This window comes from Thermodesulfobacteriota bacterium (genome assembly GCA_040755095.1).
Lineage (GTDB): Bacteria > Desulfobacterota > Desulfobulbia > Desulfobulbales > JBFMBH01 > JBFMBH01.
In genome coordinates this window covers 1-11269 of the sequence record JBFMBH010000142.1, presented here as the reverse complement: position 1 = coordinate 11269, position 11269 = coordinate 1, and the positions used below count along the sequence as shown (strand labels likewise).

The 11269-nt window shown below is 67.2% G+C and carries 11 protein-coding genes; 5 read left to right on the top strand and 6 right to left on the bottom strand.

Annotated elements, in window-relative coordinates; all coding sequences use genetic code 11:
- The 5 genes from AB1634_16585 to AB1634_16565 all read left to right on the top strand — a co-directional run.
- The coding region (locus tag AB1634_16585) for an efflux RND transporter periplasmic adaptor subunit (GenBank protein ID MEW6221133.1) at positions 1-695 on the top strand (695 nt) is incomplete at its 5' end.
- A 4-nt stretch (positions 696-699) separates the two neighbouring features.
- A complete protein-coding gene (locus tag AB1634_16580) occupies positions 700-1383 on the top strand; it encodes an ABC transporter ATP-binding protein (GenBank protein ID MEW6221132.1) in 684 nt (227 codons plus the stop codon).
- Positions 1371-2576 carry an ABC transporter permease gene (locus AB1634_16575; GenBank protein MEW6221131.1) on the top strand — a complete coding sequence of 402 codons (1206 nt, stop codon included), beginning with the start codon at positions 1371-1373 and terminating at the stop codon, positions 2574-2576. The genes AB1634_16580 and AB1634_16575 overlap by 13 nt, the downstream gene beginning before the upstream one ends.
- A 3-nt stretch (positions 2577-2579) precedes the next feature.
- A complete protein-coding gene (locus AB1634_16570; protein MEW6221130.1) occupies positions 2580-3779 on the top strand; it encodes an ABC transporter permease in 1200 nt (399 codons plus the stop codon).
- Between the two features lie 38 nt (positions 3780-3817).
- On the top strand, positions 3818-4642 hold the full coding sequence (locus AB1634_16565) for an Rpn family recombination-promoting nuclease/putative transposase (protein ID MEW6221129.1): 825 nt from the start codon (positions 3818-3820) through the stop codon (positions 4640-4642).
- Positions 4643-5086: 444 nt separating this feature from the next.
- Here AB1634_16565 and dsrP read toward each other — a convergent pair whose 3' ends face one another.
- From dsrP to AB1634_16535, 6 genes are all read right to left on the bottom strand, one after another.
- A complete protein-coding gene (gene dsrP, locus AB1634_16560; GenBank protein MEW6221128.1) occupies positions 5087-6247 on the bottom strand; it encodes a sulfate reduction electron transfer complex DsrMKJOP subunit DsrP in 1161 nt (386 codons plus the stop codon).
- A gap of 7 nt (positions 6248-6254) precedes the next feature.
- Positions 6255-7049 (bottom strand): sulfate reduction electron transfer complex DsrMKJOP subunit DsrO, encoded by a 795-nt coding sequence (dsrO, locus tag AB1634_16555; GenBank protein MEW6221127.1) that lies wholly within the window; start codon positions 7047-7049, stop codon positions 6255-6257.
- Between the two features lies 1 nt (position 7050).
- Positions 7051-7422, bottom strand: a complete 372-nt coding sequence (gene dsrJ, locus AB1634_16550; protein ID MEW6221126.1) for a sulfate reduction electron transfer complex DsrMKJOP subunit DsrJ — start codon at positions 7420-7422, stop codon at positions 7051-7053.
- 13 nt (positions 7423-7435) lie between these two features.
- Positions 7436-9001 (bottom strand): sulfate reduction electron transfer complex DsrMKJOP subunit DsrK, encoded by a 1566-nt coding sequence (dsrK, locus tag AB1634_16545; protein ID MEW6221125.1) that lies wholly within the window; start codon positions 8999-9001, stop codon positions 7436-7438.
- A 95-nt stretch (positions 9002-9096) separates the two neighbouring features.
- Positions 9097-10110, bottom strand: coding sequence for a sulfate reduction electron transfer complex DsrMKJOP subunit DsrM (gene dsrM / locus AB1634_16540; protein MEW6221124.1), 1014 nt, complete (start codon positions 10108-10110; stop codon positions 9097-9099).
- A gap of 6 nt (positions 10111-10116) precedes the next feature.
- A complete protein-coding gene (locus tag AB1634_16535) occupies positions 10117-10680 on the bottom strand; it encodes an RsbRD N-terminal domain-containing protein (GenBank protein MEW6221123.1) in 564 nt (187 codons plus the stop codon).
- Positions 10681-11269: the final 589 nt, after the last annotated feature.

The window sequence follows — 11269 nt, the reverse complement described above, 5'->3', positions numbered from 1 at the left end:
TGGCGGGCTGCCGGGCGGCCCGGTCCGCTTCCCAGGTGGCGGCAGCCCAGATCGGGGTGGCGGAGGCCAATCTGGCCAAGACCCGCCTGACCGCGCCCTTCGCGGGGGTGGTGGCCGCACTCAACGGCGAGCTGGGGGAATACGTCACCCCCTCCCCCCCCGGCATCCTGACCCTGCCCGCGGTGGATCTGGTGGACGACGCCTGCTTCTATGTGGAGGCGCCCATCGACGAGGTGGATGCCCCAGCCATCCGGCCCGGGATGCCGGCCCGCATCAGCCTGGACGCCTTCCGGGATCGCCGTTTTCCCGGCCAGGTCCGGCGGGTGGCCGACTATGTCCAGGAGCGGGAGCGCCAGGCCCGCACTGTGCTGGTGGAGGTGGATTTCCTGGCGGCCGCTGCCGGACTGCCGGCCCTGCTCGCCGGCTACAGCGCCGACGCCGAGATCCTGTTGGAGCGCCGGGAGGGGGTGGTGCGGGTGCCCAGCGAATCCCTGCTGGCCGGCAACCGGGCCTTTGTCCTCGATACCGCTCGGGACGTCCTGGAGGAGCGGCGGGTGGAGACCGGCATTGCCGCCTGGGACTTCACCGAGATCCGCGCCGGCATCGCGGCCGGCGAGGCGGTGGTCCTGGCTCCGGACCGGCCGGGGGTGCGAGCAGGCGCCCGGGCCCGGGTTGACCGCCACGACCATGACTGAGCCGGTGATCGAGCTGGCGGAGGTCATGCGCTCGTTCCAGGTGGGCACAGAAACGGTGCGCGGCCTGGACCGGGTGAGCCTTGCCGTGGCCAGGGGCGAATACCTGGCCATCACCGGCCCGTCCGGCTCGGGCAAGTCCACGCTGCTCCACACCATCGGGCTTCTGGACCGGCCGGACCAGGGCCGGTACCGCCTGCACGGCCAGGACGTCACCCGCCTGGACGACGATGCCCGGGCGCATCTGCGACGCCAGGCTATCGGCTTCGTCTTCCAGTTCTTCCACCTGGTGCCCCGCCTGACCGCAGCCGAGAATGTCGAGCTGCCCCTGGTCCTGGCCGGGGTGCCCCCGAGGCTGCGCCGGGAGAGGGTGGCCAGGCTCCTGGCCCGCCTGGGCCTCGCCGACCGGGCGGGGCACCGGCCGGACGAGCTGTCCGGCGGCCAGCGGCAGCGGGTGGCCATCGCCCGGGCCGCAGTCACCGAGCCGGAGATCCTCCTGGCCGACGAGCCCACCGGCAACCTGGACCGGGCGGCCGGCCGGGAGGTCATCGCCATCCTCGAAGAGCTGAACGCCGCTGGCCTGACCCTGCTGGTGGTCACCCATGATCCGGAGCTGGCCAGCCGCGCCCGCCGGCAGCTGCGCCTGGAGGACGGCCGGATCATCGCCGACAGCGCCCCATGCGCCCCCTAGATCTCATCGGCTACAGCGGCCGGGCCCTGGCCGCCGGCCGGCTGCGCAGCGGCCTCATCGGCCTGGCCATGGGCATCGGCGTGGCGGCGGTCTTCATCCTCACCGGCATCGGCGACGCGGCCCGTCTCTACATCACCGGCCAGTTCGCCTCCCTGGGCACCAACCTGATCATCGTTTTGCCGGGCCGGGCCGAGACCACCGGCTCCCTGCCGCCCCTTCTGGGCGAGACCCCCCGGGACCTGACCCTGGCCGACGCCCGGGCCCTCCTGGATCTGCCGATGGTGGCCAACATGGCGCCGGTGGTGGTGGGCAGTGCTCCAGTGGCTTTCGGCGGCCGGGAGCGGGAGGTGACCATCCTCGGCACCTCGGCGGCCTATCTGACCATGCGCCACCTGCACATGGCCCGGGGCTCGTTCCTGCCTGCCGAATCGCTGTTCCTGGAGCGCCAAGTCTGCGTTCTGGGCACCAAGCTGGCCGCCGAGCTGTTCGGGGCCGAGGAGGCGCTCGGCCAGCTGGTGCGGATCGGCGGCCGCCGCAGCCGGGTGATCGGCCTTCTGGGCTCCTTGGGGGTCTCCATGGGCGTGGACCTCGACGAGCTGGCCGTAGTGCCGGTGGCCTCGGCCCAGGCCCTCTTCGACTCCGAATCCCTGTTCCGGGTCATCATCGAGGCCCGGGACCGGCAAGCGATCGCCGCCGCCCAGGACGCGGTGCGCCAGACCATCCGCCAGCGGCACGACGGCGAGGATGACGTGACGGTCATCACCCAGGACGCGGTGCTGGCCACCTTCGACCGCATCCTGGCCGCCACCACCCTGATCATGGGCGGGATTGCCGCCGTCAGCCTGGTGGTGGCCGGGGTGCTGGTGATGAACGTCATGCTGGTGGCGGTCTCCCAGCGCACCGTCGAGATCGGGCTCCTGAAGGCCCTGGGCGCCACCGCCGCCGATATCCGCCGGCTGTTTCTGGCCGAGGCCGTCTGCCTGGGCGCCGGCGGTGGGCTCGCCGGGGTTCTGGCCGGCCTGGCCGTCACCGCTGGCCTGCGCGCCTGGCTCCCGGACCTGCCGATCCGCACCCCCTTCTGGGCCGCCGTGGCGGCCGTTGGGGTGGCGGTGGCCACCGGCCTCCTCTTCAGCATCCTGCCCGCCAGCCGGGCAGCCCGCCTGGAGCCGATCCAGGCCCTGGGACGGCGGTGAGTCGTGGGCGCCTTGGACGGGGCCCGGTTCATCGCCACGGCGCTCAGCAGCCATCGGCTGCGCAGCGGCCTTACCGGTCTGGGCATCGCGGTGGGCATCGCCACGGTGGTGCTGCTCACCGCCCTGGGCCGGGGCCTGGAGGGTTATATCCTGGCCGAGTTCACCCAGTTCGGCACCAATCTCATCGGCGTCACGCCGGGCAGGACCGAGACCTTCGGCCACTCCCCTGCCATCCTCGGCACGGTGCGGCCTCTGTCGGTGGACGACGCCGAGGCCCTTGCCCGCCTGCCCCAGGTTCTGGTCTCGGTGCCGGTGCTGCAGGGCAATGCGGCGGTGGAAGTCCAGGGTCGTTCCCGGCGGGTGACCGTCCTGGGGGTGGGCCCGGATGCCCCTCAGGCCTGGCAGTTTGCGGTGGGCGCCGGGCAGTTCCTGCCCCGGGAGGACGCCCGGACCGCCCGCCCCCTGGTGGTGCTGGGGGCCACGGTACGGCGGGAGCTGTTCGGGGCCGCCAGCCCCCTCGGGGCAGTCGTGCGCATCGGCGGTTTCCGCTACCGGGTCGTGGGGGTGATGCAGGCCAAGGGCCAGATCCTGGGCTTTGACCTGGATGATGCGGTCTACGTGCCGGTGGCCCGGGCCCAGGAGCTGTTCAACCGGGAGGGCCTGATGGAGATCGACATCCTCTATGCCCCGGGCGCTGAGGCCGCGGTGGTGGCCGACCGGGTACGCGATCTTCTGGTCGACCGCCACGACCGGGAGGATTTCACCATCACCACCCAGGATCAGATGCTCGACGTGCTGGGCTCGATCCTGGACAAGCTGACCCTGGTGGTGGCCGGGCTGGGTGCAGTGTCCCTGGTGGTCGGCGGGGTGGGGATTCTCACCATCATGACCATCGCCGTGGCCGACCGGGTGGCAGAGATCGGCCTGCTCCGGGCCCTGGGCGCCACCAGCGGCCAGATCCTCGGCCTGTTTCTCGCCGAGGCGGTGGTGCTTTCCCTGGCTGGCGGCCTGGCCGGGCTGCTGCTCGGCCTGCTGGCCGCCGGCCTGGTGCGGCTTCTGGTGCCAGCCTTGCCGGTACAGCCCGATCCCTTCTACACCCTCCTGGCCGTGGCCATCGCCCTGTCCGTCGGCCTGGCCGCCGGCGTCCTCCCCGCCCGCCGGGCCGCCGGCCTCGATCCGGTGGCCGCCCTGCGGGGGGAGTAGACACCAGGGGGCTCAGGCCGGCTTCATGCGCCAGCCCCCTGGCCGAGCACCTGTCCGACCTCCTCTACCAGGTCAACTTGGTGGATGGCCGGCCAGGCTACCTCTACATCCTCTTCGAGCACCGCAGCCACGTCGTCGGCTGCCCGCCCCTCGATGTCCTGCGCTACGCGGTCCAGATCTGGAGCCGGCACCGGGCGATGCACGGCACGGACCGGCTGCCGCCGGTGATCCCCATCCTCTTCTACCACGGCCGCCCCGTCTGGTCCCATCCCCTGGACCTCGGGGGCCTCTTTGACCTGCCAGAGCCGCTTTCCCCCTATCGTCCCTCCTTCCGCTACGAGCTCATCGACTTGGCCCGCTGGCCCGACGAGGCCATCCGGGGCGAGGTGCTCTTGCGTACCTTCCTTCTCATCACCAAGCACATCTTCGCCGACGACCTCAACGAGCGCCTGCCAGGGGTCCTCGCCCTCATGCGGGATCTCGCCCGCTCCCGGACCGGCCTCCAGTATGTCGAAACCCTTCTCCGCTACGTGGCCGCAGCAGCGCCCCAGGTGGAGGAGGACGCCTTTCGCGCCGCCATCGACACCACTCTCGCCTCAGGAGATCTTGCCATGCCGACACTTGCCGAACGTTGGGAACAGCGGGGCCTGGAGCGCGGCCTCCAACAAGGGATGACCAGGGCGCTCCGCCGCAGCATCGTCGAGGTCCTGGAGGCCAGGTTCGAAACCGTGCCGGATTCCGTGGTCACCAGCCTGGAGGAGGTGCAAACCGAGATGACCTTGCAGTCGCTCCTCAAACGCGCCGTCACCATCCCCTCCCTGGAGGCCTTCCGCGACCTCCTGCGCCGCACCGTCAGCGACTGAGGTGGCCGGGGCCATGGCGCCCCAAGCAATTTTTCGGGCCGGCAGGGGTCCTTGTCCCCCACCGGCCCAAGAGGGCAATGCCCAGCCAATGCCCGGCCCAGAGATCGACCGCCATGGCCTCGCCGCCCCGCTCGACGCTGACCTCGCGGAAGACCTGGTGCACGTCGATCCCCCGCTCCCGAAACAGGCGCACTGATTCCCCTCGGCCATGGGCTGATGGTTTTTTCAACCCGGCCGAACCTGCGGATTTTTTGGGTCAGCGGCACACCTGACTGCCAGCCGGCTGCGCTCCGGCCTCATCGGCCTGGCCACGGCATCCGGCCTGGCGACGGTCTTCATCCTCATCAGCCGCCCTCCTGGCCGCCCTGGGGGGGCGAATAACGAAGAAGGGCCGGCCACCCAAGGCAGCCGGCCCTTCCGGAAAGCTCGTCCAGCCAGACGGTCCTAAACCATCTTCTCCTCCTTGATGGAGATCGCCACCCGGTAAAGGGCGCTCAGGATGAAGAAGCCGATGGACCAGATGCCGATGGTGATCAGAATCTCCGGCGCCGAGGGGTGATACTCGGTCACCGCCTCCATGGGCGAGGGCACGAAGCCGCCCAGCACCAGCCCCAGGCCCTTGTCGATCCACAAGGAGATGAAGAGGGCGCCACAGGTCAGGGCGAGCAGACCCTCCTTCTCCCGCAAGCCCGGCACGGTGAGCAAAGCGAGAATCGCACCGACCCCCAGGATGGTGGAGGTCCACATCCAGGGCACCAGCTGGGCGTGGCCGTGCAGGCCGGCGAACAGGTACTGCAGGGTGTGCATGTGGCCTGGGATGTTGCTGTAGAAGGCGGTGAACACCTCCAGGAGCACGAAGAAGATGTTGAGCAGCGCCGCATAGGTGACGATGGTGGTCAGCTTGGAGATCGCCTCCTTGCCGGCGTCAAACTTGGAAACCCGCTTGACGATCAGGCAGAGGATGATGAGCAGGGCCGGGCCGCCGGCAAAGGCCGAGGCCAGGAAGCGGGGGGCCATGATGGCGGTGAGCCAGAAGTGCCGCCCGGGCAGACCGGCGTACAAGAAGGCCGTGACGGTGTGGATCGAGACCGCCCAGGGGATGGACAGGTAGATGAACGGCTTGATCCACTTGGGCGGCGGCACCTCCTTCTTCTCCGAAAGCAGCGCCACCCAGCCACAGAGCACGTTCAGGAACAGGTAGCCGTTCAGGACCACCATGTCCCAGAACAGGATCGAGTTGGGGGTCGGATGGAGGATGACGTTCAGGGCCCGCATGGGCTTGCCGAGGTCAGCCAGGATGAAGAGCAGACACATGGTCACCGAGGCGATGGCCAGAAACTCCCCCAGGACAACGATCTTGCCGAAGGTCTTGTAGTTGTGCAGGTAGTACGGCAAGACCAGCATGACCGCCGAGGCGGCGACACCGACCAGGAAGGTGAACTGGGAGATGTAGAGCCCCCAGGACACGTCCCGGCTCATGCCGGTGATCCCCAGACCGGTGTTGTACTGGTAGGCGTAGCTGATCACCCCGAGCCCAATGAGGCCGCCCAGGAGGGTCATCCACCCGTAGTACCTGCTGCTGCCGGTTAGCGCTCTCTCGATCATGGCTTCCTCACACGACGTAGAAGATGGACGGGTTGGTGCCGACCTCCGGCTTGCGGCGGATGGTGCTCTTCACCCGCAGCAGCTGCCGGATCTCGGAGTGGGGATCGTTGAGGTCGCCGAAGACGAGGCCGCCGTTGCGGGTAGCCTCGACACAGGCCGGCTGCTTGCCCTCATCCACCCGCTCGGCGCAGAAGGTGCATTTCTCCACCACCCCCCGCTCCCGGGTCGGGTATTCGAGGTTGATCTTGCGGCCGCCCTTGAGGGTGAGGGCATCGAGACGCGGCTCCCGCCAGTTGAAGCTCCGGGCCCCGTACGGGCAACCGGCCATGCAGAAGCGGCAGCCGATGCAGCGGTGCATGTCCATCATGACGATGCCGTCTTCCGGCCGCTTGAAGGTGGCCTTGGTGGGGCACACCCGGACACAGGCCGGCTCAGCGCAGTGGTTGCAGAGCACCATGAACTGCCGTGCCTTCATGACGTCGCTCATGTACGCCGACTCGGAGCCCGGGAAGACCTCCTGGAACGGCGCCTGCCAGATCCACTTGATCTCCTCCTTCTTGTCGTCGATGCTGGGCACGTTGTGGAGGTTGTGGCAGGCCTCGATGCAGGCCTGCCAATTCTCCTTGCGGCTCATGTCGACGAGCATGCCCCACTGCTTGGCGCCCGGGGCAGCTGCCGGCTCGTGACCCGGCGCGGAAGCGTCCAGGTCACCCGGACGCAGCAGCTCCAGGCCACCGCCGGTCAGGCCGATTACGGTTGTCAGCCCCGCAACCTTCAGGAAATCTCGTCTGTCGATAGCCATCTCACGTGGTCTCCTTCGGTGGGACATGGCAGGTCCAGCAGAACGGCGACACGCCCGCATAGGTGTGGCACTTGTCGCAGAACTCCTTCTTGCTGGTGTGGCATTTCATGCAGGTGTTCTGCAGGCTCATGTTGTGCTGCTTGCCGTCGACGGCGGTGTACTTGCGGGTCGCCTGCCGTACGACATCATTCCGCCAGTCATCAAGCATCTGCATGTGCTGGGCGCGCATGAAGGCGACCGGCTCGATGCACTGCTTTTCCTTCTCGGGCTTCTGGAGCTTGGGCACCGGACTTGCTTCACCGCCCCAGAATGGGTAGGTGATGAAGCCGACGAACAGCACCAGCCCGGTCAGAACCTTCCCGGTGTTGTACATGATCTGAGCCTCCTTATCCGCCGATGGGGTTGCCGCGCATATCGCTTTCCCGCGGGATCTCCCCATCCATGACCAGGGCGTTGCCCACGAGCTCCGAGACTCCGCACACCGCCACGTCCGGGGTCCAGTAGTCGGTGACCAGGTTCGACAGGGTGGCGCGGTCGATGGCGCACACGCAGGACAGCATGTTGACCCCGTGCTTGTCCCGGACATGCTTCACCGCGTTGGCCCGGGGCAGGCCGCCCCGCATCCGCAGCTCCATGATCTCGCCGGTGTTGAGGCCGGTACCGGAGCCGCAACAGAAGGTCTGCTCCCGGATGGTATTCTCGGGCATCTCGTAGAACTTGTTGCAGACATTCTTCAGCACGTAGCGGGGCTCGTCCAGCATACCCATCGCCCGGGCCGGGTTGCAGGAGTCGTGGTAGGTGACCGTCCAGTGGTCGTTCCGGGAGGGGTCGAGCTTCAACTTGCCGTGGCGGATGAGGTCGGCGGTGAACTCGCTGATGTGCACCATCTTGGTGCTGGCCGCATTCTCGAAGCGGGTGCCGGTGATCGGCGACACCGGCAGCTCCAGGTGATCGGCCGGGCCGTTCATGGTGTCCATGTACTGATGGACCACCCGCCACATGTGGCCGCACTCGCCGCCCAGGATCCACTTCACCTTGAGCCGCTTGGCCTCGGCGTACATCTTGCCGTTGAGCTTCTTCATGAGCTGGTTGGAGGTGAAGAGCCCGAAGTTGCCGCCCTCCGACGAGTAGGTGGAGAGGGTGTAGTCCAGGCCGATGTGCTCGAAGAGCATCAGGTAGCCCATGAAGGTGAAGATCCCGGGGTCGGCGAACACATCCGCCGACGGGATGATGAACAGGATCTCCGCGCCCTTGCGGTTGAAGGACGGGTTCAGGCGCAGGCCAGTGATGGTCTCGATATCGTCCAGGAGGAACTCGGCGTTGCCCTTGAAGGTGTGGGGCTGCAGGCCCAGGTGATTGCCGGTGCGGTTGGAGTTGGCGGCCGGCTCCAGGATCCAGTTGGTGCCCACCCCTATCAGGTGCAGGAGCTCCCGGGCCATCATCGTGATCTCGGCGGTGTCGATGCCGTAGGGGCAGAACAGGGAGCAGCGCCGGCACTCCGTGCACTGGTAGAAGTAGATGAACCACTCCTTGACCACCTCCGGGGTAAGCTCCCGGGCGCCGGCCAGCCTTTTCAGCACCTTGCCAAAGGCGGTGAAGTCGTTGCGGTACACCGAGCGCATGAGCTCCGCCCGCAGCACCGGCATGTTCTTGGGATCACCGGTGCCCAGGAAGAAGTGGCACTTGTCGGCGCAGGCCCCGCAGCGGACACAGATGTCCATGAACAGCTTGAAGGAGCGGAACTTGGCCAGCCGTTCCCGCATGCCCTCCAGCAGGATCTCCTGCCAGTTGGGGGCCAGCTTCCAGTCCTCATCCAGGGGCGACCACTCCCGGGGGTTGGGGAACTTGTGGTACTCGACGATGGTCTTCTTCGCCGGGTAGCAGAAGTTTCCAGGCTTGACCACCGCCGGCGTGTCCATCCAGTCCTTGACCGGCACGGCGCCGGTCATCATGGAGGGCTCTTCCGCGACTTTTCGTCCCAGCACGGGTGCTTTTGGCAGGCTCGACATCTCGGTATCCCTTATTGAAGTGGTGACTCGGCGGCGTCCTACGCCTGCGGCTGTTGCGGATCCTTCTCCAACGGCAAGCCGGCATCCCGCATGAAGTCACGGAACTCGTCTTCGTAGGCCTCATAGGCATGGGGCTTGATGTTGGGGTCGTTCCATGGGTTGAGGTGACGCACCTCCCGGCTGTTGGTGGTCAGGTTCCGGGTCGGGCTCATGAAGACCCCGGGCAGGTGCATGAGCTTCGAGAAGGGAAAGTAGGCCATGAGCGTCGAGACCAGGAACAGGTGCACATAGAAAGGTGCCCCGATCTCGGGATTGATGGAGGGGCTGAAGTCCGCCAGGCCGATGAGGAACTCCTTGACCCCGGCGATGTTCACCTTGAAGATATACCGCATCAGGATGCCCGACAGGCAGACGGCAAAGATCAGGAACAAGGGGAAGTAGTCGTTGGCCAGGGAGATGTAGCGCACCTGCGGAATGATCACCCGGCGCAGGAAGAGGAAGGTGGCGGCGCCCAGGATCAGGAGGTCGGTGACATAGAGTCCGGGCAGGGTGATCTGGAAAAAGGAATCCATGGCGTCCAGGGCCAGGATCGGCGCCGGCACCGGGTCCACGAACAGCCGGAAGTGGCGCAGGAAGATGATGAAGAAGGAGTAGTGAAAGAGGATGCCAAACAGCCACAGCCACTTGGTGGGGCCATAGATCAGACGCGGGCCGGCCTGGATGGAGGTGCGGGTGTTGCGGAACAGGGAGCGGAAGCAGACGATCTCCAGAAACATGCGGCCGACCACGCCCGCGGTGCTGGAGGGGCAGTCCAGGGTGCTCTGCTTCACCCAGGGCAGGGACTTGGCCTGGCCGCCGGAGGTGGCGATGGAAAAGGGCGCCGGCGACTTGGCCCAGTCCACCACCTTGGCGACGAAGAAGCCGAGGAAGGTGGCGATGGCCGCATACGGTATGACGATGCCGAACAGCCACTTCAACCCGTCGATCTGGGCACCCAGCAAGGGGATGACGACCAGCGCCAGAACAGCCAAGAAGGGCATCAAGATGTTCATCTGTTCCTACCTCGCTCCATGAAGGCTAATGATGTTGGCATCCTGTTCGTCGGTGGGCTGGTCCGGCAGTTCAGTCACCAGCTTGGCACGGCGCAAGAGGAGGTGCATCTCACGCCTGGCGGCCCGCGTCTTCATGTCGTAGATCCGCTCCCGGCATCCCATGAAGATGTCGAAGGCCGCGAGACCGAGGTCATCGATCCGGGCCTCCAGCTCCGCCAGCTCGGCCAGGAGATCCGGGCCTGCCAGCTCCTTGGCCAGGGCCTGCCGCAGCACCGCCTTGAGCCGGAAGAAGATGGCCAGGGCCTGGGACGGGGACAGATCCTGCACGGCCCGGATCTTGATGATCTGCTCCAGGGCGGCCAATGTCCGCTCGGTGGGCTTGCCCGCCACCAGTTCGGCGAACAGGATGGCAATACTTTCCCAGACGATGTGGCCGATCGGGTTGGCGAAGGGGTCTTGGAGGTTGAGGAAGAAGCGGGCACTCTCGGCGGGGTAGGTGGCCACGATTTCCCGGAGCCATCCGTGGAGCACGGCTTCTTTCCGTTCGGCCAGCAGTTCCGCCAGCTTCATGCCTGGATCACCTCGTTGGTGGGCAGGCGCGGGGCGCTGCCCTTCAAACAGCATTGGGACCCGCGCGCGGATAATGAATGAGGACTCATTTTGGCGTGGGAGTGGGCTGTGATTAACACAGGCATCTGGGATTGTCAAGCCTTGCGCGCGCACCCAGCCGCGATTGGGACTCGGCCTGCGGCTGCTGCCTTTGGCCGGACGGCGACGCGGAGCCGAAGCGGCCTGGGCCGAGCGGCACACCGGAAGCCAGCTGCCGGTGGCTGCGTATTTTCCTTCAAGCTGTTCGCGCAGATAGCCGATCCGTTCCATAGCGGCACAGGCGTTGCGGCGCGTCGCCTCCTGCGACAGTGCCCGTTGCCGCGGCGGCGAGCAGCCCTTTGCCCAGGCCTTACCGCAGGCCCGCTGCCGGCGCCTTTCCCCGGGCGGCGTCTGATGCCTGCGCAAGAAGCCATTCATTCTGGATGAGGATCATGCCATGACCAGAGGCACGTGGGCCGGTTACGGCCTGGCCGCCCTGCTGATGATCACTGCCGGCGTCGGGCCCGGGGCCGGCGCCCAGGGTACGCCGCCGGCGCCCCCGGCCCCGCCC